Origin of the sequence: Candidatus Kapaibacterium sp. (assembly GCA_025059875.1) — a bacterium.
Lineage (GTDB): Bacteria > Bacteroidota > Ignavibacteria > Kapaibacteriales > HRBIN21 > HRBIN21.
In genome coordinates, this window is sequence record JANXCT010000008.1 from 13,509 (window position 1) to 35,977 (window position 22,469).

27 protein-coding genes and 1 tRNA gene are annotated in these 22,469 nt (G+C 58.2%); 17 read left to right on the plus strand and 11 right to left on the minus strand.

Going from position 1 to position 22,469, the window contains the following annotated elements; all coding sequences use genetic code 11:
* The first annotated feature begins 119 nt into the window (after positions 1-119).
* The 14 genes from NZ960_07605 (at position 120) to NZ960_07670 (ending at position 10,886) form a co-directional block, all read left to right on the plus strand.
* A tRNA-Thr gene (locus NZ960_07605) sits at positions 120-191 on the plus strand.
* Between the two features lie 76 nt (positions 192-267).
* Positions 268-477 (plus strand): hypothetical protein, encoded by a 210-nt coding sequence (locus NZ960_07610; protein ID MCS7177455.1) that lies wholly within the window; start codon positions 268-270, stop codon positions 475-477.
* Between the two features lie 33 nt (positions 478-510).
* Positions 511-1,680, plus strand: a complete 1,170-nt coding sequence (locus tag NZ960_07615) for a class I SAM-dependent rRNA methyltransferase (GenBank protein ID MCS7177456.1) — start codon at positions 511-513, stop codon at positions 1,678-1,680.
* Positions 1,681-1,746: 66 nt separating this feature from the next.
* Positions 1,747-2,811 (plus strand): hypothetical protein, encoded by a 1,065-nt coding sequence (locus NZ960_07620; protein ID MCS7177457.1) that lies wholly within the window; start codon positions 1,747-1,749, stop codon positions 2,809-2,811.
* On the plus strand, positions 2,808-3,629 hold the full coding sequence (locus NZ960_07625) for a P-loop NTPase (protein ID MCS7177458.1): 822 nt from the start codon (positions 2,808-2,810) through the stop codon (positions 3,627-3,629). The genes NZ960_07620 and NZ960_07625 overlap by 4 nt, the downstream gene beginning before the upstream one ends.
* On the plus strand, positions 3,604-3,855 hold the full coding sequence (locus tag NZ960_07630; GenBank protein ID MCS7177459.1) for a hypothetical protein: 252 nt from the start codon (positions 3,604-3,606) through the stop codon (positions 3,853-3,855). Before NZ960_07625 ends, NZ960_07630 begins: the two co-directional genes overlap by 26 nt.
* 10 nt (positions 3,856-3,865) lie before the next feature.
* Positions 3,866-4,741: a sigma-70 family RNA polymerase sigma factor gene (locus tag NZ960_07635; GenBank protein MCS7177460.1), complete on the plus strand. Its 876-nt coding sequence runs from the start codon at positions 3,866-3,868 to the stop codon at positions 4,739-4,741.
* On the plus strand, positions 4,654-5,580 hold the full coding sequence (locus NZ960_07640; protein MCS7177461.1) for an HDOD domain-containing protein: 927 nt from the start codon (positions 4,654-4,656) through the stop codon (positions 5,578-5,580). The genes NZ960_07635 and NZ960_07640 overlap by 88 nt, the downstream gene beginning before the upstream one ends.
* Before the next feature lie 5 nt (positions 5,581-5,585).
* Entirely contained in the window at positions 5,586-6,791 is a 1,206-nt protein-coding gene (locus NZ960_07645; GenBank protein ID MCS7177462.1) for an ATP-binding protein, read from the plus strand.
* A 121-nt stretch (positions 6,792-6,912) separates the two neighbouring features.
* The gene (locus NZ960_07650) at positions 6,913-7,866 is read left to right on the plus strand and encodes a hypothetical protein (protein MCS7177463.1); all 954 of its coding nucleotides are present in this window, start codon (positions 6,913-6,915) and stop codon (positions 7,864-7,866) included.
* Positions 7,867-7,946: 80 nt separating this feature from the next.
* Positions 7,947-8,315 carry a hypothetical protein gene (locus NZ960_07655; protein MCS7177464.1) on the plus strand — a complete coding sequence of 123 codons (369 nt, stop codon included), beginning with the start codon at positions 7,947-7,949 and terminating at the stop codon, positions 8,313-8,315.
* A complete protein-coding gene (locus NZ960_07660) occupies positions 8,312-8,725 on the plus strand; it encodes a T9SS type A sorting domain-containing protein (GenBank protein ID MCS7177465.1) in 414 nt (137 codons plus the stop codon). The genes NZ960_07655 and NZ960_07660 overlap by 4 nt, the downstream gene beginning before the upstream one ends.
* Positions 8,685-9,710, plus strand: a complete 1,026-nt coding sequence (locus tag NZ960_07665) for a PorV/PorQ family protein (protein ID MCS7177466.1) — start codon at positions 8,685-8,687, stop codon at positions 9,708-9,710. Before NZ960_07660 ends, NZ960_07665 begins: the two co-directional genes overlap by 41 nt.
* Before the next feature lie 12 nt (positions 9,711-9,722).
* Positions 9,723-10,886 (plus strand): cystathionine gamma-synthase, encoded by a 1,164-nt coding sequence (locus tag NZ960_07670; GenBank protein MCS7177467.1) that lies wholly within the window; start codon positions 9,723-9,725, stop codon positions 10,884-10,886.
* On the opposite strand, the gene yidC is transcribed toward NZ960_07670, so the two are convergent.
* The 11 genes from yidC to NZ960_07725 form a co-directional block, all read right to left on the minus strand.
* The gene (yidC, locus tag NZ960_07675; protein ID MCS7177468.1) at positions 10,883-12,715 is read right to left on the minus strand and encodes a membrane protein insertase YidC; all 1,833 of its coding nucleotides are present in this window, start codon (positions 12,713-12,715) and stop codon (positions 10,883-10,885) included. The two genes, NZ960_07670 and yidC, sit on opposite strands and share 4 nt — an antisense overlap.
* Before the next feature lie 10 nt (positions 12,716-12,725).
* Complete coding sequence (gene yidD / locus NZ960_07680; protein MCS7177469.1) at positions 12,726-12,935, minus strand: membrane protein insertion efficiency factor YidD; 210 nt, start codon at positions 12,933-12,935, stop codon at positions 12,726-12,728.
* Complete coding sequence (locus tag NZ960_07685; GenBank protein MCS7177470.1) at positions 12,935-13,321, minus strand: ribonuclease P protein component; 387 nt, start codon at positions 13,319-13,321, stop codon at positions 12,935-12,937. Before NZ960_07685 ends, yidD begins: the two co-directional genes overlap by 1 nt.
* Positions 13,315-13,470 (minus strand): 50S ribosomal protein L34, encoded by a 156-nt coding sequence (gene rpmH / locus NZ960_07690; protein MCS7177471.1) that lies wholly within the window; start codon positions 13,468-13,470, stop codon positions 13,315-13,317. Before rpmH ends, NZ960_07685 begins: the two co-directional genes overlap by 7 nt.
* A gap of 356 nt (positions 13,471-13,826) precedes the next feature.
* Positions 13,827-14,153 carry a cytochrome C oxidase subunit IV family protein gene (locus NZ960_07695; protein ID MCS7177472.1) on the minus strand — a complete coding sequence of 109 codons (327 nt, stop codon included), beginning with the start codon at positions 14,151-14,153 and terminating at the stop codon, positions 13,827-13,829.
* A 9-nt stretch (positions 14,154-14,162) separates the two neighbouring features.
* Positions 14,163-14,810, minus strand: coding sequence for a cytochrome c oxidase subunit 3 (locus NZ960_07700; GenBank protein ID MCS7177473.1), 648 nt, complete (start codon positions 14,808-14,810; stop codon positions 14,163-14,165).
* Positions 14,811-14,844: 34 nt separating this feature from the next.
* Positions 14,845-15,369 carry a cytochrome c oxidase subunit 3 gene (locus tag NZ960_07705; protein ID MCS7177474.1) on the minus strand — a complete coding sequence of 175 codons (525 nt, stop codon included), beginning with the start codon at positions 15,367-15,369 and terminating at the stop codon, positions 14,845-14,847.
* A gap of 98 nt (positions 15,370-15,467) precedes the next feature.
* Entirely contained in the window at positions 15,468-17,375 is a 1,908-nt protein-coding gene (locus NZ960_07710) for a cbb3-type cytochrome c oxidase subunit I (GenBank protein ID MCS7177475.1), read from the minus strand.
* Between the two features lie 15 nt (positions 17,376-17,390).
* Complete coding sequence (gene coxB / locus NZ960_07715) at positions 17,391-18,221, minus strand: cytochrome c oxidase subunit II (GenBank protein MCS7177476.1); 831 nt, start codon at positions 18,219-18,221, stop codon at positions 17,391-17,393.
* A gap of 129 nt (positions 18,222-18,350) precedes the next feature.
* A complete protein-coding gene (locus NZ960_07720; GenBank protein MCS7177477.1) occupies positions 18,351-19,634 on the minus strand; it encodes an MFS transporter in 1,284 nt (427 codons plus the stop codon).
* 16 nt (positions 19,635-19,650) lie between these two features.
* Positions 19,651-20,889 carry an ABC transporter permease gene (locus NZ960_07725; GenBank protein ID MCS7177478.1) on the minus strand — a complete coding sequence of 413 codons (1,239 nt, stop codon included), beginning with the start codon at positions 20,887-20,889 and terminating at the stop codon, positions 19,651-19,653.
* 154 nt (positions 20,890-21,043) lie between these two features.
* Between NZ960_07725 and NZ960_07730 the strand changes: the two genes are divergently transcribed.
* The 3 genes from NZ960_07730 (at position 21,044) to NZ960_07740 (ending at position 22,336) form a co-directional block, all read left to right on the plus strand.
* Positions 21,044-21,235 carry a hypothetical protein gene (locus NZ960_07730; GenBank protein MCS7177479.1) on the plus strand — a complete coding sequence of 64 codons (192 nt, stop codon included), beginning with the start codon at positions 21,044-21,046 and terminating at the stop codon, positions 21,233-21,235.
* Between the two features lie 66 nt (positions 21,236-21,301).
* On the plus strand, positions 21,302-21,658 hold the full coding sequence (gene secG / locus NZ960_07735; GenBank protein MCS7177480.1) for a preprotein translocase subunit SecG: 357 nt from the start codon (positions 21,302-21,304) through the stop codon (positions 21,656-21,658).
* A 21-nt stretch (positions 21,659-21,679) separates the two neighbouring features.
* The gene (locus tag NZ960_07740; protein MCS7177481.1) at positions 21,680-22,336 is read left to right on the plus strand and encodes a DUF2459 domain-containing protein; all 657 of its coding nucleotides are present in this window, start codon (positions 21,680-21,682) and stop codon (positions 22,334-22,336) included.
* The last annotated feature ends 133 nt before the right edge of the window (positions 22,337-22,469 follow it).

A 22,469-nucleotide genomic window follows, 5' to 3' on the forward strand; every position in this document is an offset into this window, starting at 1 on the left:
AACCACGAGCGAATTTAACAACTCATCCCCCGGAATCCTCCTGCACGATCGCTGTTGACGTCGCCCTTAGCAGTGCGCTGAAAAAGTTTGCTATTTTTGTGTGGCAAGTTTTGTGGATTGCCACCGTAGCTCAGTGGTAGAGCGGCTGATTTGTAATCAGCGGGTCGGGGGTTCGAATCCCTCCGGTGGCTCGGCGGTCTAAGCAGAGGGGACACGACGGGTGCGAGGACCACAGAAGTGCAGTACCGTAGCAGAAAGGAGAGTGCCATGCCGAGGCGAGGTCGTCCGAAAGGTTCTCGGCGTCCTATCCTGTTCCAGAGGAGCAAGCGGCTGCTTTCGGTGATGCTCGACTCCAGCGACTACGAAGCATTGCAGCAGATTGCTCTCAACCTGGGACTAGCTGCTTCCACATTCGTGCGAATGCTCATCAAGCAGCAGATTCACGAGCACGCAGCAAAGCAGCAGCTAACGCAGTAATCGCTCAGCCGAGCGAGGCACCGCAGCCTCCTGATGCAAGAAGTCCGACTCCGTGCAGGTCACGAGCAGCGCGTCCGGAGCGGACATCTGTGGGTCTTCAGCAACGAGCTCCAGGAACTCCCACGCCTTTCCCCAGGCAGCATTGTGCGCGTCCTCTCGGCAAAAGGTGAGAGCTTCGGCGTTGGGCTCTACAATCCCCATAGTCTCATTGCTGTCCGGCTCCTTCGTACGGAGCTTGAGGACCTCAGCGTAGATTTCTTTGCAGAGCGCATCACCCAGGCTCTCGCCCTCCGACAGCGCCTCTGTCCTGGAGAAGAAGCATACCGGCTCGTCCACGGAGAAGCGGACCTCCTACCTGGACTTGTCGTTGACCGGTACGGTGACTACCTCGCCGTACAAACTCTCTCCGTTGGCATGGACCTCCGACTACCAACGATTGTGGAGGCATTGCGACACGTACTGCCCGAAATTCAAGGAATCGTGGAGAAGAACCATTCCCGGCTACGCACATACGAACAGCTCCCCTTTCGACAAGGGGTCCTGTACGGCACCATACCAGAACGGCTCCCGCTGCAGGAGTTTGGAGTCCGGATGGAGCTCCGACTGCTAGAAAGTCAGAAGACCGGGGCTTACTTAGACCAGCGCTACCACCGGGCATTGACGGGACGGTTGGCATATGGCCTACGAGTCCTTGACTGCTTTACCTACCACGGCGGCTTCGCCCTCCATGCCGGCCTCCATGGAGCCCGAGAGGTTCTCGGGGTAGATAGCTCCGCCACCGCCGTAGAGTGTGCTCGCCGAAACGCCGAACTGAATAGCCTGACACAAGTCCTCTTCTGCGAGGCTGACGTATTTGACTTCCTGCGGCAGCAAGTCGCCGACGGTGCCCAGTGGGACATGGTCATCCTGGACCCACCCGCTTTCGCCAAGAGCCGACGCCATGTGCCCGCTGCCAAACAGGGCTACGCAGAGCTGCAACGGCTAGCCCTCCTGTTGCTGCCAAGCGGCGGTTATCTGGTGACAAGCAGCTGTTCACATCACGTCTTTGAAGCTGTCTTCCTGGAAGTCGTTTTCACAGAAGCTGCACGCTTAGGACGCCAGCTCCGGCTGCTCTACCGAGGCACTCAACCCCCTGACCACCCGATCCTACTTAGCATGCCGGAGACGCAATACCTGAAGTTCTTCATCTTCCAGGTACTGTGAGCCCTCAGAACTGGCACGAATTTTTCACGAGCTCTTGGTGTGACCCTGCCTCTGTGCGCTGTGCGGATGCGCATCCGAACCTACATTGGCACCACTCCACAAGAAGCACTCCAGGCAATGCGCCGAGAGCTCGGCGAGGATGCTCTCATCCTCAGCAGCCGCACGACTCATACCGATGGCAGAGAAGTAGTGGAGATCATCGCCACTTCTGAGCAGGAGGCCCGTTCTGCGGCTACTCCAGTACCGCACCATTCCTCCTACCAGGATGCTTTGCTCTTCGTACAGCTTCGGCAAGAGGTCAATCAACTACGGCAGCAAGTTGCTGAATTAGCTACTTTCCTACGTTACTCTACCGCTGCCGATCCTCGGTGGCGCCAGCTCTACCAACAGCTCGTCTCGGAAGGGTTCACCGAAGAGTTCCTGGCACACCGGCTCTCTCCGACAAGGCCTTTCCCCTCGTGGAAAGAGGCGTTAGAGCAGGCGCGGGAACTGCTCACCGCCCACCTACAGTGTCAGGACCTGCCTCAACCCAAAGGAGCTTCGCTGCGACTCTGCGTCGTTGGGATGCCGGGGGCTGGCACTACAACGACCCTGCTGAAGTTGTTGCTCGTCTACAAGCTCTCCTTCAGACTTCCTGTCTGGCTCATTGCAACTGACGCCTATAAGCTAGGCGCGCTGGAACAATTGCAGCTCTTCGCTTCTGTCGCGGATATCCCACTGCAAGAGGCATATACACCTTCCGAACTCCAACAGGCGCTCTCCCGCCTCCCAACAGTTGCTGGCGTCGTTGGTGTGGAACTTCCAACGAACGGCTCCGCCCCTGAACTCCAGGAGTTGTGGAGCCGGTTCTACGCAGTCTTGCGCCCGGCTGCGCTCTACGCTGTCGTCAGTGCAACGGACTCACTGCCAGTACTACGCCGTTGCTTCTCCCTATGGCAGATGGTGAGAGTCTCCGGCATCATCGTCACGAAGCTAGACCAGACCCCGGGTATAGGTGCTCTAATACAGGCGCTGGAGGAGTACCCGTTACCGATCGTCTGCCTCTGTGCCGGGGCAAGCATCCCCGATGATATTGCACCAGCAACGCGTGGGGCATTAGCATGTCGGATTGGGACCACAGAGAGCACATGAACGACGGGATGCCTTCCTTCCCTCTCATTGTTGCTGCCTGTAGCGGGCGTACAGGCGTTGGGAAGAGTACGACACTGCTGAACATGGCATTTGCAGCACGTGAGAGCGGCTTCCGCTGCCTTCTGTGGGATGCCGATTTGCGGCGCCCCAACCTCCATTCCTTTCTCGGGCTCTCTCCCCTTGCCACTGCAGCAGACAGCTACTTAGGCCATATTCGAATTGAAGACGTACCCATCCCTCTCCAATCCGGAATGTGGCTCGTCCCAGAGCGCCCTGCGAGCCATACCGAAACAGAAATCCGTTTCAGCATCGCCTTCCTGAATCTCCTCCGCATGCTCTGCGAACGGCTCCAACCCCACATCGTCCTCGTAGACACGGCTGCTGGCTGGTCAGAGAGCGTTGCTGCCATCTGTCGCACGGCTAACATATGTTGCCTCTTCATGGGGGATGATATCGGCTCTATCCTGGACGCCTATGGACTACTAAAGGCCTTCACAGCACAGCAAAGCGACCGACTCCTACGATCAGCGGGCTTTGTCATCACGAACGTAGTGGAAGAAGAAGACGCCGACTTAATTGCCCAGAAGCTCTCCACCGCCACGCAGCACTTCCTCGGCCTTTCACTCCCCCTCTTCGGCTCTGTCCCCTACGACGCTCGCCATCGGGAAGCCCTCCTTCTGCAGACACCCTTCATTGTTAGCTTCCCCTGTACGCCCGCAGCCCAAGCGCATCGCAGCTTAGTCTACCATCTTGCTCATCATCTTGCTACTGAGTCTGCAGCGGTCCTGAGCCATGACGCCTCGACACCGCCTGCATAGTCCGAGTGCCACTGTTCGCTTCGTGCCCAATGTCGGCTTGTTCACCGGTTGTGTAGCACTCGTTATTTTTTTGCAATCGGAGCTGTCAGCTGTTGCCCTCGTTCTGCGGGCATTCGTGGTCTTTGTTGTTGCCGTTGGGCTAACGACGCTCGCTATCCTCCTGCTGCGGCGCAGTGGCAATTCCTCACGAAAGGAGAACCCTCTGGAGGACAGCACGGAAGTGTAAAGAGGTGTTGATGGGAACTCGCCGTCAACAGTTGTCCCCCCAGGAGCTCCAGCAGGTGTGGCAGCGTTACTGGGAAGGGCGGTCTGATGCCGATCGCCAGCGACTCATTCTCCACTACCGCTGGCTTGTCCGGTATGCTGTCCACTCCCTGCGGCTGCCGGAGCAGAGCCTCTTGAGCGAAGAAGACCTGGAACACACCGGCATCCTCGGCCTCAACGAAGCCATCGAGCGATTTGACCCCAAGCGTGGAACCAAGTTCGAGACGTACGCCCTAACCAGGATCCGCGGTGCAATCCTAGACGAGCTCCGCAAGTTGGACTGGCTCAGCCGGACTGCACGGCGCAAACTCCAAGCCTATCAGCAGGCTGCTGACCTACTCCAGCAGGAGAGAGGGGGTGAGGTCTCTACTGAGGATGTCCGGCAGCGCTTGGGCCTTTCTCCGGAGGCCTACCGCTCGTACCTCCATGCCGTTGAGGCCGCCTATGCTTCACTCTCGCTGCACGACTCCCAGTGCTCTATCCCCACCGAGGATGAAGACGAACCCGCCGATCCTGCGGAGGAACTCCCCGACTCAACTGCCGTCCCTCCTGCTGAACAACTCTGCCGGCAACAGTTGGTCAATGCTATTACCGCCTACCTAGAGCGCCTCCCAGAGCGTAAGCGACTCGTCATAGTGCTGTTACGAAGGGCTCACCTTCCGAGAGATCGGGGAGCTGCTCCAATTGACGGAGAGCCGTGTGTGCCAAATCCATGCGAAGGTCATCGAGGAGCTACGGCACTACCTGCAAGTACACCAACATGCTTAAAACTCCGTTTCACCACCTGGCTCGTGTTGAGCACCTCCCTAGTGTTCCACCCATCGTCACGGAGGCTCTGCAGCTCCTAACCCAAGCAGATGTCAACGCTGCTACAGTTGCCTATGTCATCGAACGCGACCAGGCCCTTACGGCGCGTCTCTTGCGGATGGCCAACTCGCCACTCTACGGCTTTCCACGCAGGATTACAACTGTCCGGCTTGCCATCTCGCTACTTGGGAACGATGCCGTCCGCGAGCTCCTAGTGGCTGCAACACTGTATGAGCTCCTCCATACGGGCCCTTCCTCTCCGCTAGAACCGGAGCCATTCTGGCGATACTGTCTCTACTGCGCTGCTGCCGCCCGCTGCCTTGCTCGCTACTTGGGATACCGCCTCGCCGGAGAAGCCTTTACAGCAGGGCTACTCCACGATATCGGAGTGCTGCTCATCGCCACCTACTTTCCAGCAGAGTTCCTTGCAATCAAGCGTCACCAGCAATCCACAGCTATCCCATACATCGAAGCAGAGTACGCCGTATTAGGAACGACTCACGCCGAGCTGGGCTCATGGCTAGCAGAGCGATGGCAGTTGCCGACCCCACTGACAGCCGCAATTGCTTATCACCATACAGAAGAGCCTCCAGCAACAGAGCTCCCTCCTGCTCCGCTCCTCCCCTCCTCCCCACTGAACGGCATCGCCCAGCCATTGACTGCTCTGACAGCCCTCGGAGAATCCCTTGCTCATAGTGCTGGGCTACGCCAGTGGTACGCTACGGAGTCGATTTCCTGCCCTCTCTACATCCCTCCATCCCTCCGCGACTACCTTTTGGCACGTGGCCTGATAGAGGCTTCTGGAGCCCCCACCCCTCCGTTGAAGGAGGAGGTGGAGCGAGTATACCAGTCTCTATCAACAGTGATGGCTCGTGGCTGAGCAGGATGCTACACAACCAGCATGAGCAGTACATTCACTTGCTGGAACTCCACTGCGATTTGCTCCAGCGGGAGATCGAACACCTCCGACAACGTATCACTCAGGATGCCGTCATCCGTACGGGTGTATCCCCGGAAGCCATTGGCGAGCTTCTCCATTCTACCTCCGTTCCAGAAATTTTCCACCACTCCTGCCAGCTCATCCAGACTTGGACAGGGGCTTCAGACGTATATGCACTCCGCCTCCGCCCAGATGGTGCCCTGGAAGTGTACCCACCTGAGCACACTGAGCATGCTCGTGCGCTCGTAGAAGAGGGCATCGTTGACTGGGCTGTCAAGCATGGGACCTCAGCGCTCTTGCCGGAACTGTTCGGTGCAGGAAGCTCTTTTCTCTTCTTGATCCCCCTCGAACGAGACCGACTCGGAGCTCTCGTCGCTCTCGGAGTCCCCGCCACCCTATCCGTGGACTCCCTTCCTGCAGACCCCTCCTCTTTTGGCCTTCTCGTTCAGGTCCTAGTGGACAATGCCGAAAGCGCGCAGACTGTTGCATTGTTACAAGCCGAACTGCGGCGCCTCCGGCAAGAGTGTCGTGGGACTGAAGCCCTGGCAACATCAGACCGAATCACCAGCATCGTGCTCCATGAAATCAGCAACCCGCTACAAGCTCTCCTCTCGCATGCTGAGCTCATAGAGGGCTCCACAGAAGAGGCTGCTGAACATGCACGCTGTATCCGAAAGGAGCTCCTTCGCTTGCAAACCCTCATCGGCGAACTCCGAAGTCTGCTTCAAAGATCGGCTCCTGCTCCTCTAGCCCCTGTGGACGTAGTCCCAATCCTGCAGCGGACCCTCCAGTTCCTATACCCGCAATTCCAGCGTGACCGCATCCGAATCCACCTGGAAGTTGCTGCTGAAACAACGACCATCCTTGGCAATCCAGAACGGTTGGAACAGGCATTCCTGAACCTCTTCCTCAACGCACGTAATGCCATGCCGCAAGGAGGAACCTTGCTGGTCTCACTCCGGTTGGAGGGTACAACGCTAGTCATCGAGTGCTCTAACACCGGGGTCGGCATTCCCTCAGAGGCGTTGGCCCACGTCTTCGATCCCCCCACACAACTAAGTCCCACAGCTCAGGGCTCGGACTCTACATTGTACGCGAGGTTGTTCGGCAACATGGGGGAAGCATCCGTATTACTTCCCAGAGCGGGCTAGGGACAGTAGTCTCTGTTTGCTTCCCGCTTGCAGCACACGTCCAATATCCCAGGGATGCGGAATGCATACCCTCTACATCCTAGGCATTGCTTGTTTGCTCGTTCTTGAGACCTCAGGGAGGGTGCTTGAGCGAGTTGAGCGCGATAGCCTGGGACGCGTCCTACTCTTCTTCTCCGAAGCCCCAGAGGGATGGTATTCGGATCTGTCGGCTGATAAGCGCCGTATCCTTCTATCCTTCCCTCACTGCACGCTAGCCCCTACAGTCCGCTCGCGTTCGTGGGTGGAAGGGACAGTACGGGAAGCATACCTCAAACAGGATAGCACTGATCTCCGCATCTTCCTGTCGCTGGCAGCTCCTCAGGGATACAGCGCCGTCTGGCTGCCTCTGAGTTACTGCCTCCTCGTTACACCGATCCGTTGGGACACGCTCCCCCCAAGCGAGGACCTCTACCACAGCGCCCTCTTAGCCTTGGAGCTCAGAGCCGACACCGTTGCCGACAGCCTGCTAACAGAGGCAGCGCTCCGTGGTTCTTCGAATGCTGCTGCGCTACTTGCAATCCGGGCGCTTAGCCGAGGACATGCTAGCACTGCGCTCCACTGGTTGCGACAGGCATTTGGACGGAGCTCGCTGCCAGACTACTACGCTGTCATTGCTTACACTGCGGAATTCACCGGGGATGCCCGGCTGTGGGCATGGGCACAAACCCGCTTTCAAGCATTGACTCAGCGAAAACTGCCTCCCCCGCCGCCACTGAGCCCCGACAGCTTAGCAGTCTTAATCGACGCAGCCCTCTCTTGGCCACTTGCAGACACTCTCCCGTTGGCTCCCTCGCCTCCAGCGGCAACTGTTGCTGCTGCGGTGGACTCCAGCGCCGTTTCCCCGTCATCCCCACTGCAGCAGAGAGCCCCAGAATGGCTGCTGACGGCAGCACCCGCACTCTTCGGCCTCTTCGGAGCCGCAATTCTCCTCCTCATCCTCCGCCACCTCTCCCAAGCCGCCCGTCGAAGAGCCGCTGACTCCCCGAAGAACGAGACACAGTCCTCTGCACCCCCTTTTCGGACTACATCCGCGTAGCTCTCCAGCACTACGCTGCTGCGGAATCCCAACGGCAGTTCCAAGTGGATACTGCTGCCGCCAGTACGCACCGACTTGACATGCCCCACGAGGAACAATCCCTCGATACGGGCATCGCTATGACCGACCCCTCAGAACCACCACCAGTCGATGAGCACCGAACCTCTCATAGATTACCATCGCCACTGGTGGAACTATGGCGGCAGCGCCTCCGCTATCGCTCCCAGTATCTCCGGGACGTCCTGCAGCAGCTCCAGCCTGAATCCATTCCAGAGAGCACAGTAGGTCGTGCCCGTCTCGCCCGTCGCCTGCAGATTCCGCAGGAGGGCTTGGAGCTCCATCTACGACTCACCGCTGCCTCCCCGGCTCCCGCAGCACAGCGCACCCAGGATTCACCGTCGTTCGTCTCTACGGCCGTCTCACGAGCTCCAGATGGAAGGGTGGAATGAAGCATGCAGCGACTGTATTGCTTCTGCTCATAGCCACAACCCTCCTCCACGCCCGTTGGACTTCTCCCCAGCGAGTGGAGGGCACGCCTGCACCCCCGGCAGCAGCGCCGCAATACGTAGAGCGACGCGCCATCGCCGATTCCTTGCCGCGTGAGAATCGTATTCAATCCATTCGCGAAGCTGAGGGAGGGTTCATCGTCGTCGTAGAGCTTGCTTCTGACCAGCGGCGCCTGGACATTGGCATCTACAACCTGCTCGGCAAGCGAGTAGCAACGGTCTACCTTGGGAGAGCTTCAGCAGGCATTCGGGAGTACCCTATCCCAACTGCAGGCCTACCGAATGGCATATACATCTGCGTCGCCCAAGGCGATGGATTCCGTGTGGCCCATAAGTTCATACTCTCCCGTTAAGCCACTCTTTGGCCTGCTCATCGCATCCGCGGGCTGGGCCCAACCTCTAACAGAGGGGGTGGCGCTAAGCTCACTCCAGCGTCCTGCTGGAGCCCGGGCCCTCGGGCTGGCCGGAGTATATACGGCAATCGCCAACGAACCCAGTGGCTGCTTTGCCAACCCAGCCGCCTCCGCATGGCTCTCGGAACGTCCCCAAGCCGCTATTTCGGTATCGTTACTGGGAATCGGGCGAGTCTACTCCAGTCTGGCCTATGCTCAGTCCATTAGCCAAATCGTCGGCGTGAGCGCAGGACTCCGTAGCTTTTCTGGCGGTAGCTTCACCGCCCGAACCTCTCGCGGTGAGCCACTTGGGAGCTACGTTCCACAGGACTATGCCCTTGCCCTTGGCGGAGCCTTCCGTTGGGATTTCTTCAGTGTTGGGGTGCTGGGAAAGTACCTCTGGAGCGGGCTGCTCGGCGGGGGGATTGCTGGCAACGGCTTTGCTGCTGACCTTGGTGCCCTGTTCCAGGTCTCCAATGCGGTCTCGATAGGAGCAGCTCTGTCGAACCTTGGCGGGTTCATAGCATGGCAAGGCCATCGAGAGTCCCTCCCGCTCAGTATCGCTGTCGGCGTTGCCACAGAACTCCAACTGGCCCCGTCTACGCGTCGAGAGCGTCACCCCATCACTGGGGAGGAGACCGTCGTATGGATTCCATCACCACAGTACCTGCTCATTTCCACTGAGGCCCGCTACACCCAAGGGATAGCGCGCCCCTCTCTATTGGTAGCAGTCGAAGTAGCCCCTCTCTCTGGCTTCTCACTCCGGACCGGCCTAACCATCGTAGGAGACGATGCTGGGCGCGTCCGGTGGTTCGCTCTCTCCCAGCTTGGGGGAGGCATCGGCATCCAGATGCCACCACTAACACGGCCTACCCTTCCACCTCCAGCTGGACTACGCCCTGTCGTACGATTACAGCAGTCCCTTGCGCTTGATGCACAGCATTAGCTTGATAGCTGAATGGGCCCCATAAAATACCGAGGCTTCTCCACACGTGCCATCCATGTCGGACAAGAGCCAGACCCGACAACAGGCGCAGTCATTCCTCCCCTTCACCTGAGCTCTACGTACGCGCAGGAAGCTCCTGGCCAACATCGAGGATTTGAGTACTCCCGGACGAACAACCCTACGCGGCAGGCCTGGGAACGCAACATTGCGGCCCTGGAGGAAGGCAGTGAAGCCATTGCCTTCGCAAGCGGCATGGCCGCTATCGACGCCGTCATCCGGCTCTTGCGTCCGGGAGACCACATCGTGGCCTCCGACGACCTCTACGGCGGGACTTTCCGGCTCTTCGAGCGCATCTGGTCTCACTTCCACATCTCGGTCACGTACGTGGATACGCGCACGCCAGAAGTCGTCGAAGCCGCCTTTCGCCCAACAACGCGGATGCTCTACGTCGAAACCCCATCCAATCCACTACTCCGACTGGCTGATATCGAGGCTCTTGCTGAAGTAGCCCATCGCCACGATGCGTGGCTGGTCGTTGACAACACCTTCGCAACACCATATGCTCAGCAGCCACTCACACTCGGTGCAGATGTAGTCGTCCACTCCACCACGAAGTACCTCGGGGGGCACTCAGATATCATCGGCGGGGTCATAGTGACCCGGAATCCAGAGATTGCGGCATCTCTCCGCTTCCTGCAGAATGCCGCAGGTGCGGTTCCTAGTCCTTTTGAGTGCTGGCTCTGCCTCCGCTCGGTAAAGACCTTAGCAGTGCGGATGGAACAGCATGCACGCTCTGCTCAAGCCTTGGCAGAACTCTGTGCCCGCCATCCTGCCGTACGTGCAGTGTACTACCCTGGACTTCCAGACTATCCTCAATACGAGCTCGCACGCCGCCAGATGCGCAACTTCACTGGCATGCTCTCGATTGACCTCGGCTCTGCCGAGCGGGCAATTCGGTTCCTCCAAGCCCTCCGTATTTTCACGCTCGCGGAGTCGCTGGGAGGCGTGGAGTCTTTGGCTTCTCATCCTGCAACGATGACCCACGCCAGCATCCCCACGGAACGCCGCCATGCTCTCGGGATCACAGAAGGACTTGTGCGTCTCTCGTGTGGGCTCGAAGACACAGAGGACCTTTTAGAAGACGTCGCCAATGCCCTTGAGCTCGCTTCAGCTTAGCGCCGTTTCTTCTGCCGCTTCGGAGGCTTTGGCGGCTCTACCTTGAGCCAGCGAGCTAGGCTAGGGGGCAGGCGTTCTGCTTGTTCTTCCGCTAACGCTTGGGCTTCGCGGAGGCGCCGCATCAGCCATCCTTCCCGCTTCGGCTGCCGCTTAAGGTCTTCCAGGGTCAGCTTCTTCCTGCTGAAGCGCGTCAAGTAGAGCTGGTGGCCAATGCTGAGCAGGTTGAAGGTGAAGTAGTACAGGTTTAGCCCCGCTGGGAAGGCCGAGAAGAGCAGCGTCAGAAGGATGGGGAAGAAGTACACCATCCACCGCTGACGTGGGTCTGTGATGCTGAGGCGCTGCTGGATCAAGAGCGCTGCTCCCATCAGGAGGGCCACACCCGAAATGTAGTCGAAACCGAACAGCGGTATTCGGAAGGGCAGTTGTACGAGCCGGTCTGGCACAGAGAGGTCGGTGATCCAGAGCACAAACGGCGTCTGCCGCAGCTCGATCGAGTAGTTCAGCACCGCCCAGAGTGCGTAGAGTATCGGGAGCTGTAGCAGCATTGGCAGACAGCCGCTCATTGGATTGACACCGTACTCTTGGTAGAGCCGGAAGAGCTCCCGCTGCTGGGCCTGCAGATCATCCTTGTACTTCTCGCGAATCTTCTGCAGTTCTGGCGCCAACAGCTGCATCCGCTGGGCCGAACGGAGCTGCGGCAGAATCAGCGGGTGCATCAGAATCTTCATGAGGACGGCAAACAGAATGATGGCAACCCCGTAGTTGGGGATGAGCCAGTGAAGTGCCTTGAAGACTGGTAGCATGAAGAACTCCCCGATCGGGCGCACCAGCCAGCGCAGCCCGAAATCCACCATCGCCTCCAACCCGTATCCCTTGACGATGTCGTAAGCCAAAGGTCCGCCGTAGACCTGGAAGACCATACTCTCATCTCCCTCCCGATACGGCAGGCGAATGGAAAGCTCATACCGCTCTACAACGCCGTCATTCGGCGCATGGAAGCGCTGTCCTCGAGCAAACACTGTCAACTCCTTGGGACGCGGAACGGGAAGGAGAGCCACCGCGAAGTACTTCGTCTTCAATCCTGCCCAGTCTACCTGCCCGGTAGCCTGAGTCTCCACTGGCTGAGCAAAGTCGTGGGCATCCAACTCCTCGATGCTCCCTGCCAGGGAGATCATTGCCTTTGCGCTGTGGGACTCATCCACGCTGTTGTATTCCTGGTACTTCAGTCCCCCAGGCCAGAGGAGGTCATAGCGCCGCTGCGCAATGACATCCTGCATGTTGACTAGCCGAATCCCGGCCTGGATATGGTACCGGTTGCCGTAGATCACGTACCACCGCTCTAAGAAGCGGAGCGAATCCACCATGTATCGGGCCCGGACGACGAGCGAATCCTGGCCTGAGATCCGGTAGAGGCTATCGGTTGGCAAAAGGAAGGTAAACGGGAAGCGTCGGGTATCTACTCGCTGCCCCTGTTGGTCGTAGTAACTCACCGCCAGTACACGGTTCTCCCAGGGAATGAGCCGAACTGGCTCCTTGCGCCAATCCCTATATGTCCGCAATTCCCACTGAGCAACCGTTGCCCCATAGCTACTCAGTCGCAGCCGGAGGAGGTCCGTTTCCACCTCTATCCAACGCTCCGGCGGCATATGGGTCGTATCTGCTGCTCCTATGGCAGCCCTTGTCGGCACTCCCCGAATCTCTCCCCGCCGCACTTGTGTGGTGGTATCCGCAGGAGGTACCCTCGGCGCAAAGTAGATGGAGGTGTAGACCATCCAGATGGTGGTTAGGAGGGCTATCAAAAAAATGCCAAGGAGGGTTCTCTTGTCCATCGGATCACCCTCACGGTACTGGGTCTATCCCGCCAGGATGCCACGGATGGCATCGCAGGAGACGGCGGAGCGCCAGCCAGCCCCCTCGCAGGAGGCCGTAGCGCTGTAGCGCTTCCGCCGCATACTCAGAACAGCTCGGGTAGAAACGACACGCTGACGGCAGCCACGAGGATAGGAAGCGATGGTACCAGCGTAGGAGTCCGACGAGCAGTAACCGCATTACGGATGCAGATTTGACGCTTGCACTTGCTGGAAGAGCTCACGCAGAGCCAGCATGAGATGCGATAGCCGAAGCCGCCGAAGCTCCTCTTCCGTAAGGCTACCACGCCATACTACGCCAATCTCTCGCACAGGCAGCTTTAGTCCCTTTTCCGAGGCCTCCTGACAGAGCCTTCGTACCCCCTCCCGCAAGAGGCGACGGAGCCGATTCCGCAGCACAGCCTTTCGAACCCGCCGGCGGGGGACACTAACAACGTATCCGATGGCATTCGATCCTTCGGATGTGGGAAGCACCACCAGGGTGAGCATCGGATGGGCGTACCGCTGCCCCTTCTCCCACAGTCCTTCAATGTCCTTACGGCGCTTTAGCGGGTGTAGGCTTACCACTTCTTGCGCTCGTCGCTCACCGTAAGCTTGTGCCGCCCTTTTGCCCGACGGCGTGCAAGGACCTTACGCCCATTCCGAGTCTTCATCCGTGCTCGGAAACCGTGTTTCCGCAACCGTTTAACTCGGCTCGGTTGGTACGTCAGACGCATTGCCGGTTGGTTCTATGCACGCTAACCGGACTCCACAAGTGTGCCGCAAAATTACGCTTCCCCTAGCGGAGCGTGCAGCCGAAGACAGCTCCTATACCGCCTCCAGCACTCGCGAACGCTGTGATGGCCTACGGATCACGGATGTGCGCTGACGCCGCCTCCACCGCCAAACCACAGCGCCAACACAGAGACCCAACAAGTAAGGCATAACCAGCAACAGTAGAATCCCCGAGCGCAGCGCCTCAGCAAATGCAGGGTCCCCACTCTCAACAGCCGAACGGCATAGCGAGCACTGTGCTACTGCCAGAGCGCTCCCTGCAAAGAAGGATGACACTGCAAGCGTAAACCTCCACATCTTACCGCCGCAAGAATACCGAGATACCGTCGGGCAATAGTCCCACCAGCATCACCACAAGGAAAATGATCGGAGCAACGATAGCATAAACGAGACTCAGGCGCTCAAAGCGCAGATGCATGAAGAACGCCATGATGAGTCCTGCTTTCATGAGCGCCAAGAGGGAGAGCAGGATAACCTTCAGCCAACCGACAAGGTGTACGACATCAACGAAGTAGGCAATCGCGCTGAGCACAAAGAGCCAACCCCACACCGTCAAGTAGGTCCGAATCGGAGCGTGGACCGCCCCGGGCTGCTCTCCATGGTGGACTTGCATCTGCTCTACCATCGTCACCCCTTAGAACAGGTAGAACATCGTGAAGATGAACACCCAGATGAGGTCTACGAAGTGCCAGTACAGCCCAGCTATCTCCACGTTCGCGTACGATCCACGCCGGTCGTATACCCCTTTAGCAACTTGACGGGCGATGATCCCCAAGTAGATCACCCCGCTGAGCACATGCAGCCCATGGAAGCCTGTCAAGGTGAAGAAGTACGCCCCAAACTGTGGCGGTCCGAAGGGATTCCACCAAGGTCGGACGCCGTAGTCAACGATCAGATGCGTCCACTCGTACGCCTGGCAGCCCACGAAGGTTAGCCCTAAAGCCATCGTCAGGAGTAGGTAGCGGATCGTCTCCTTCTTCCGCCGCTCGTAAGCATTCGCCACGGCTAGCGCCATCGTTCCGCTACTGCTGACCAGAATGAAGGTCATGACAGCAATTAACAGCAGCGGAACTTCCGACCCTCCGACGTGAAGGGCGAAGACCTTTCCCGCATTGACCCAGCTACCAATGCTGGCTCGACTCGTAGCGTAACTGACAAGGAAGCTACCGAAGATGAAAGCGTCCGACAGGATAAAGATCCACATCATCAGTTTCTGCCAGCTCACCCCGAAGGGCGAAACTCCACCTGCCCATACGGAGGGGCGCTCAACCTGTTGTGCCATAACTTCAGCCGCCATCGCTCCCTTTACACTCATCCTACCGTGCTTGCAACACTGCTAGCAAGCCAATCCAGACCAGCGCCATGAAGTGCCAGTAGGTAGCCACTGGTCCAAGGCGATGCCGGAAGAGGAGTGTACGCTTCCGGACGGCAAAGAGCAGCAAGAGGGCAACAATACCGCCAACCACATGAAGCCCATGGGCCGCCGATAGTACGTAGAAGAAGCTAGCTGCTGGAAAACTAGGCAATCCAATCCCGGCACGCACCAGCTCCATCCATGCGACAGCTTGTCCGACGAGAAACAGGAGACCTAGTCCCACACCAATCCACAGCAGGCGCAGGGCTAAGGTATCCACTGTCCGGTGGGCTCTGACGTGCCACTGTACGGCTCCCAGTGCAGCGCTGCTAATCAAAAGCACAACAGTGTTCAACCACACGATGCTTGGCAATCGGAGCATACGCCCGTCAATGCCAATGCGGACTATCGCAGCACTGCTCAGGGCAGCAAAGAGCATCGTTACCCCGACGATGAGCAGCCATACGAAGAGCTGCCCCGTCGGCATCAAAGGGCCACCACCCCATGGACTACCGTCTCCCCCTGGGGCTTTACCCTGTCCTGCAATATCCCAGGTTCTCTGTATGCTCGCCTTCACAAACGGCATCACAGAGCACCACCGTTTGTGGAACCATCCACCTTACCAGGCGAACCCCCACCGTTGGTACCGTTGGTTCCACCATTCACGGCTGCCGACGGTATATTGACTGCCGCTGGAACGTACCTATGGTACCGCTCTCCTGTCGGTTCCTGGTCTAACGGTACTGTCTGCGGGACGAAATCTTGGGAAGCCCCTGGGACACTATAGTCGTACGCCCAACGGTAGACAACTGGAAGCTGCTCCCCCCAATTCCCATGAGGTGGAGGAGACGGAGCTTGCCACTCCAGCGTCGTGGCTTGCCAGGGATTAGCCTCTGCCCGCTTACCCCGCAGCAGGCTGTAGACGACGTTGAAGAGGAAGATGAACTGCGCCGCTCCAGTAATGAACGCCGCTATGCTAATGAAGACCTGAATCGCCTGGGCATCTACTGGGAGGTACTGGAGCGCGTTGAAACTGTAGTACCGTCGCGGGACTCCAAAGAAACCAAGGTAGTGCATGGGGAAGAAGATGGCGTACATTCCCACAAAGGTGAGCCAGAAGTGCAGCTTCCCCAACCCTTCGTGCATCATCCGCCCAAACATCTTCGGGAACCAGTGGTATATCCCTGCAAAGACCCCAAACACAGAGCTGGTCGCCATGACGATATGGAAGTGCGCCACCACAAAGTAGGTATCGTGGAGCTGAATGTCGATCGTCGGATTCCCCAAGAAGATTCCTGTCAGCCCCCCGGTCACGAAGGTTGACACAAAGCCGATAGCGAACAGCATAGGCGTCGTGAACCGGAGCTTACCACGCCAGAGCGTTCCTAACCAGTTGAAGGTCTTTACCGCCGAGGGCACGGCAATGATCAGCGTCGTCAGCGTAAAGGCGGCACTGAGCCAGATGTTCATCCCGCTGACGAACATGTGATGCCCCCAGACGATAAAACTGAGGAAGCCGATCGCGATGATGGAGTAGACCATCACCCGATATCCAAAGATCGGCTTCCGGGAGTTGTTGGAGATGATTTCGGAGGCAATCCCCATAGCCGGCAGGATGAGGATGTACACCTCCGGATGTCCCAAGAACCAGAACAAATGCTGCCACAGCAGGGGATTGCCTCCCTCACGAGCAAGATGGTGTCCTGCTACCACCACGTGGTCCAAGTAGAAGCTGGTCCCAAGATGCCGATCCAGCAACAACAGTACGACGCCTGCAAAGAGTGCCGGAAAGGCCAGCAATCCTATGATTGCTGCTACGAAGAGGGCCCAAACTGTCAGTGGCAGGCGCATCATCGAGAGGCCCTGCGTCCGAAGATTGAGCACCGTCGTGATGTAGTTTAACCCGCCCATAACTGAGGACACAATGAAGACAGCCATGGAGATCAGCCACAGTGTCTGCCCAAGTCCAGAGCCAGCCGCTGCCTGTTCTACAGCGCTCAGAGGCGGATAGGCCGTCCACCCTGATCCTGCTGCCCCGCCGGTGACGAAGAGCGACGCCAACATGACGAGGCACGACAGCAGAAAGACCCAGTAACTCAGCATGTTGACAAACGGGAATGCCATGTCCCGAGCGCCACATTGGAGGGGGATCAGCAGGTTCCCAAACCCACCGAGGAAGATAGCCGTCAGGAAGAAGAAGATCATCAGCGTCCCGTGCATCGTCATCATCGCCAAATACGCATCGGGACGCAAGACTCCGCCCTCAAACAATCCCGGAAAGAGCTTTGCGGCAATCGGCACAGACTCACCCGGCCACGCCAGCGGGATCCGCATCAGCCAGGACATCACCAGCCCGATGATCCCCATGATGCCGGCGGTGATGATGTACTGGATGGCGATGACTTTGTGGTCTGTGCTAAAGATGTATCGCCGCCAGAAGCTCTTCGGCTCATGGTGGGTAGCAACCGTTTCTATCGCATGAGTCGTTGCCATGGGGAGCCAAGCATCCTATTGAGACAGACCAAGGGTCTTCGCCAACGTCGGCTGTTGAGCTAACCAGGTTTCAAAGGCAGTATCCGACTCTACCACCATCTGCCCCCGCATAATGTAATGCCCCTGCCCGCAAAGCTCTGCACACGGGATGTCGTAGGTGCCGGTCTTCGTAGGGATGAACCAGAACCGTGTCGTCATCCCTGGCACAGCATCCTGCTTGACTCGCAGCACAGGGACAAAGAAGCTATGGAGTACATCCTTGGAGTTCAAGTAAGTGACGACTGGCCTGTTGACAGGGAGATGCAGCTCCGTTGCAATGATGTCGTCCTTCGCCGCTGGATCGTTAGGATCGATCCCGAACGGGTTCGTATCACTGACGTACCGAGGATGGAACCGTCCCAGCTGTCCATCCAGCCCCGGGTACTGGAAGCGCCAGGCGAACTGCTCTCCAATTACCCGCACTGGAAGCGCATCCTCAGGTGGTGGCCCTTGGATCCAGAACCACGCCCACGTTCCCGCCGCCACCAGTCCAGTCATCGTCACCGCAGGAATAACGGTATAGACAACCTCCAGCGGACGGTTCTCCAGGTAGAAATATGCCCGCTGCTCCGGTGAACGCGCCCGATAGCGCCAGACGAAGTAGGCTAACAACAGATGCACCAGCACGAAGACTATCCCCGTCACCACCAGCGTGACAATGAAGAGTTGGTCCATGACCGCACCATGGACTGATGCCAGAGGTGGCAGCCACCACCACTGGTCCCCAATCGTGATGACGCCAATTCCCACTAGTAGCAAGACAGCCAGGGCAAATAGCACTCCGTGGTATGAATCTCGGGGTGCCATCGCTTCCTCTCTTCTGTAACGGCTCAGAGTCAACTGGCGCCACAAAAATAGTGTTTGGCGAACAACGTGCTGATGATTGTCACTCACACCTCTGAGCTATCGCAGGCCTTCCGACAAACGATAGCTCGGTCACTTGCTACTGCGTAGCGGGTAGCGGAGCATTGCTAAAAGAATGCCTCCAATCCCAAAGAGTGCCGCAATAACCGCCACGGAGAGCCGATAGCTTCCGCTCCACTGCAACACCATTCCAAAGAGCAGCGGCCCCATCCAGCTACTCCCACGGTCACTGAGCTCGTAGAGGCTGAAGTACTGCGCCTCCCGCCGCTCGGGAATGTACAGCGAAAACAACGAGCGGCTCAGAGCCTGCGTACCCCCTAAGACCAGCCCAACCAGCATCGCCATGACGACAAACTCCTCTGCGCTCCGGAGTCCTAGAGCAACGTAGCTCAGAACGCCAATCCAAACTCCCAAGCTCCACAGAAGGACCCGCTTGGCACCGAACCGTTGTGCGAGCATCCCGAAAGCGAGAGAGCCAACCAAAGCAACGAACTGAACAGCCAGTAGCGTTCCCGTAATCGTCTGGATCGGCAGCCCCAACTCGCGACTGGCGAACTGTCCCGAGAGAGCAATCACGGTCTGCACGCCGTCGTTGTAGAAGAAGTATGCCGCTAAGAAGAGCACAGCCGGTCCCTGGAGATGTCGTAGTGTCTCCCAAAACCCGATGCCACTGCTAGAGACATGTTGGTATCCTCTGCTGCCTTCCCACTGCTGCCGAACGTTAGGTAGCCCTATGGCAGGGATGAGTGTGAAGATGCCCCACCATACTCCCGCAGAAGCCAGGCAGAGACGTACCGCATGCTCTGTTGCTATACCAAGGTGCTCGGCAGCGCTCAGGAACAGCAGATTCAACCCCAACAATGTTCCCCCGCCGGCATACCCCACCGCCCAGCCTCGCGAGGAGACGGCATCACGCTCGTGCGGAGCAGCAATGTCAGGCAGAAAGGCGTTGTACATGACGATGGAGGCTCCGAAGCAGAGATTGGCCACTACAAACAGAACCCCACCGAGGATGTACCGATCTCCCTCCACCCAATACAACCCCACCGTAGCAGCAGCACCGACGTAAGCGAAGAGAAGAAGCAGCAGCTTCCTCCGGCCCCAAGCGTCTGCTATCGCACCCGCGAGAGGCAAGATCAATAGTTGGAGCACCACTGATACCGACACCAGGAAGGGGTAATAGGCATCGGCTGCAATTTCAAGCCCCAGTACAGAAAGCCTGCCAGAAGCATCCGCTGCTCGAAGGGCAACGTGGGTCAAGTAAGGTCCCAGCAGCACCGTCAGAACAGTCGTGGGAAAAGCAGAATTGGCCCAGTCGTACATGTACCACGACCAGCGTACCCGCCGAGCCGACATTTGAGCTATGCGCGGTTCACTCGTACCGAAGAGCATCCACGGGGTTCAGCGTCGCTGCCTTCCAGGCTGGATACGTCCCCCACAGCAGCCCTAACGCCACGCAGAGGAAGAAGCTTAGCCCCATCCACTGCCACGGCAGACTCGGGGGTATTCCTACTAGAGCACTGATCCCCCAGCCGGCACCAATACCGGCAACGATACCGACAACGCCGCCACAGAGGCTGAGCACAACAGCTTCCGTCAGAAACTGGACAAGGATCCAGCTCCGCCGAGCTCCGACCGCTTTCCGAATCCCAATCTCACGGGTACGCTCACGGACAGCGACCAGCATGATGTTCATAATCCCGATCCCCGCCGCTACCAATGCGATCACTCCTGTCCCCGTCCCGAATAGCCCAACGAACTGTGTCAGACCTGAAAGCTGGGCCTGCAATCCTTCGTTGGTCGTTACCTCAAAGTTTTCCGGCTGCCATGGTTTCAAGCCACGGAGACGCCGCAGTATCCCTACAGCTTCGCTGAGTGTTGCCTGGAATTCTCTCCTACTGCGCGGCTGAACAATCAGCGTCAGGGAGCCCCACTCTTCGGAGGCGAAGAAGCGCATGAAGTAACCGACCGGAATGAACACGAAGTTGTCCTGGCTCTGCCCAAAGATGCTCCCGCGCGGCCGAGCAACCCCGATGACTTCAAACAGATGTCCACGAATCCGCACCTGCTGTCCAACTGGGGAAGCCGAGCCGAAGAGCTCCCTTGCTACATCAGCTCCCAGAATCGCCAAAGGCCGCATGAAGGCAACGTCGGCTTCTGCAAACGGCCGTCCTTCCGCTACCTGAACATTCAGAAGGCGGAAGGCCATCTCATCAGTCCCCATGACCGATACGTCGGGATCGGTCGCTCGATTCCCCCACTGGACCTGCTCGTCAGAAGGCTGAACAGCATACAAGCAGACGAACGGCGTCCAGAGTGCCATCTGGCGCTTGAATTCCTGTCCCTGCTGATAGGTGATGGGTGGACGTCGCAGATACTCTCGCCATTCACGGCCCGACACTCCAATCGGCGGCATGCGAGAGATGAAGAAACTGCTCTCCCCGAGCTGGAGCAGCTCCTGCGAGATGGCGCCCTCCAACGAATCCGTTGCCGTCCCCGCTACCATGATTGCGAAGACCCCGAGAGCAACGCCGAGGACCGTAAGGCCGGAGCGCAACCGATAAGCTCGTAAGCTCTCCAACGCCCCTCGTGCTATCTCTGCCCATACCATGGAGATGGAGACTCCGGACTCAGCTCGTCCCGCCGTAGGACGTTGCCCAACGGCTAGCAGTGTGTTCAGGTGAGCATTGAGGAGGGTTGCTATAGCCCTGCAAACACGTATTTTGCTTGGAGACTGTTCCGTACAATGTTGCGGCGAGGACATAATGAAGCATGTCGTGACATTAGCAGCCCTTGGAGCAGCTCTCCTCTGCCTGCTACTGGGAGGCATCGGTCGCCTATTGGCAACCCACTTTTGGCTTACCAATCCCACGTGGCATGAACTAGCTCAGACCTTCCTACTCTTCGCGATTGCCTGGGGCATTTACCAGATCCAGCTTCAGTCACCCCAGCGATAGCCTCTGCCATGCTAGCGCAAGCATTCTCGCTATTTTTGCAGTGTAGCTCATGAGGCCCGGTAAACGATGTTCACAGTCATTGTCATCTTGATGATCTTCATCTCCGTTCTCCTCATTGCAGCGGTGCTGATCCAGCCTGGCCGTGGCGAGCTCACACCCAGTTTTGGGGGCTTAGGTGGGCAATTCGGAAGCCTCTTCGGCATGCGCCGGACGATGGACTTCTTGACGAAGCTAACGATAGGGCTCGGTGCAGCCCTGTTGATCCTTTCGGTCATTGCTAACAAGTTCTTCCTCAGCACCGCTACAGAGGAACGACAACCGGTCACCGTAGGGGCACCGGCCAGTATGCCCCAACCAGCTCCGCCAATAACCCCAACGCAGCCTATAGCGCCTCCGGGACAACCTCCACAGGGCAGCCCGTAGCGGTATGCACCCTTTGTGTTCATGGTCCACTTCCTTAGCTTCACAGGGCTGCTCTCCGTCTCCGTAGGAGTTTTGTCTGCCCTCTTGACGGCACCACTCCCCGCATCTCCGACACCAGCAGCTACCACAACCATCTACTTAGTACGAGAGCGCTGGCATACTGGCATCGTCATACCCCGCCATGTAGCTATCCGCTGCATCCCAGAGGTAGCCCACCTCCCGCCGACCCCCTGGGTAGACTTGGGCTGGGGAGAGGCAGAGTTCTACCAAACCCCAGGATTCGACCTCCGGCTAGCATTGGAGGCGATCTTCCTTTGGAACGAGAGTGTGCTCCGCATCGCCGCGGTACCACAGGAGCTACGGCGGTACTATGGTCCAGAAAGCTGGCTTCTGCCTCTCTGCCTGGATAGTGCTGCTATTGCCCGACTCTGCTCCTTCTTGCAGCACACTCTGGTACGGGATAGCCAAGGTCAGGCCATCCTCACCAGCTCCCAAGCCGACGGATGGGTCCGCTTCTACAAGGCCCACGGGACTTACTGGGGACTACAAACCTGCAACACCTGGGTAGCAAAGGCCCTTGCTGCAGCCGGTCTGCGGATTGGGTGGCAGGGGATCGTCGTCGCCGAGCAGCTCTTTGCCGCCGTCCAATTCTACCGATGTCCGCAGGCACCTTCGTGACATAGGCCCTGTGTGGCGCACACATCACACTGTGACATTATTCGAGGCCGCAATCTCTACCGTGAGAAACTAGGCTTGGAAAGATCACCTGCTCCGAGTTGGTCGGCAGTTGCGAGGTAGTGCGGTGGGACCT

Excerpts from the sequence above, each read along its gene's own strand:
- yidC (MCS7177468.1), bottom strand. The coding sequence starts at position 12,715 with ATGGACAAGAGAACCCTCCTTGGCATTTTTTTGATAGCCCTCCTAACC.
- NZ960_07630 (MCS7177459.1), top strand. The coding sequence starts at position 3,604 with ATGACGCCTCGACACCGCCTGCATAGTCCGAGTGCCACTGTTCGCTTC.
- NZ960_07730 (MCS7177479.1), top strand. The coding sequence starts at position 21,044 with ATGAAGCATGTCGTGACATTAGCAGCCCTTGGAGCAGCTCTCCTCTGC.
- NZ960_07740 (MCS7177481.1), top strand. The coding sequence starts at position 21,680 with ATGGTCCACTTCCTTAGCTTCACAGGGCTGCTCTCCGTCTCCGTAGGA.
- NZ960_07695 (MCS7177472.1), bottom strand. The coding sequence starts at position 14,153 with ATGGTAGAGCAGATGCAAGTCCACCATGGAGAGCAGCCCGGGGCGGTC.
- NZ960_07625 (MCS7177458.1), top strand. The coding sequence starts at position 2,808 with ATGAACGACGGGATGCCTTCCTTCCCTCTCATTGTTGCTGCCTGTAGC.
- NZ960_07615 (MCS7177456.1), top strand. The coding sequence starts at position 511 with ATGCAAGAAGTCCGACTCCGTGCAGGTCACGAGCAGCGCGTCCGGAGC.
- NZ960_07700 (MCS7177473.1), bottom strand. The coding sequence starts at position 14,810 with ATGGCACAACAGGTTGAGCGCCCCTCCGTATGGGCAGGTGGAGTTTCG.
- rpmH (MCS7177471.1), bottom strand. The coding sequence starts at position 13,470 with ATGCGTCTGACGTACCAACCGAGCCGAGTTAAACGGTTGCGGAAACAC.
- NZ960_07645 (MCS7177462.1), top strand. The coding sequence starts at position 5,586 with ATGCTACACAACCAGCATGAGCAGTACATTCACTTGCTGGAACTCCAC.
- yidD (MCS7177469.1), bottom strand. The coding sequence starts at position 12,935 with ATGCGGTTACTGCTCGTCGGACTCCTACGCTGGTACCATCGCTTCCTA.
- NZ960_07660 (MCS7177465.1), top strand. The coding sequence starts at position 8,312 with ATGAAGCATGCAGCGACTGTATTGCTTCTGCTCATAGCCACAACCCTC.
- NZ960_07640 (MCS7177461.1), top strand. The coding sequence starts at position 4,654 with ATGCTTAAAACTCCGTTTCACCACCTGGCTCGTGTTGAGCACCTCCCT.
- NZ960_07710 (MCS7177475.1), bottom strand. The coding sequence starts at position 17,375 with ATGGCAACGACTCATGCGATAGAAACGGTTGCTACCCACCATGAGCCG.
- NZ960_07705 (MCS7177474.1), bottom strand. The coding sequence starts at position 15,369 with ATGCCGACGGGGCAGCTCTTCGTATGGCTGCTCATCGTCGGGGTAACG.
- coxB (MCS7177476.1), bottom strand. The coding sequence starts at position 18,221 with ATGGCACCCCGAGATTCATACCACGGAGTGCTATTTGCCCTGGCTGTC.
- NZ960_07665 (MCS7177466.1), top strand. The coding sequence starts at position 8,685 with ATGGATTCCGTGTGGCCCATAAGTTCATACTCTCCCGTTAAGCCACTC.
- NZ960_07620 (MCS7177457.1), top strand. The coding sequence starts at position 1,747 with ATGCGCATCCGAACCTACATTGGCACCACTCCACAAGAAGCACTCCAG.
- NZ960_07635 (MCS7177460.1), top strand. The coding sequence starts at position 3,866 with ATGGGAACTCGCCGTCAACAGTTGTCCCCCCAGGAGCTCCAGCAGGTG.
- NZ960_07655 (MCS7177464.1), top strand. The coding sequence starts at position 7,947 with ATGCCCCACGAGGAACAATCCCTCGATACGGGCATCGCTATGACCGAC.
- NZ960_07670 (MCS7177467.1), top strand. The coding sequence starts at position 9,723 with ATGGGCCCCATAAAATACCGAGGCTTCTCCACACGTGCCATCCATGTC.
- NZ960_07610 (MCS7177455.1), top strand. The coding sequence starts at position 268 with ATGCCGAGGCGAGGTCGTCCGAAAGGTTCTCGGCGTCCTATCCTGTTC.
- NZ960_07725 (MCS7177478.1), bottom strand. The coding sequence starts at position 20,889 with ATGGTATGGGCAGAGATAGCACGAGGGGCGTTGGAGAGCTTACGAGCT.
- secG (MCS7177480.1), top strand. The coding sequence starts at position 21,302 with ATGTTCACAGTCATTGTCATCTTGATGATCTTCATCTCCGTTCTCCTC.
- NZ960_07720 (MCS7177477.1), bottom strand. The coding sequence starts at position 19,634 with ATGTCGGCTCGGCGGGTACGCTGGTCGTGGTACATGTACGACTGGGCC.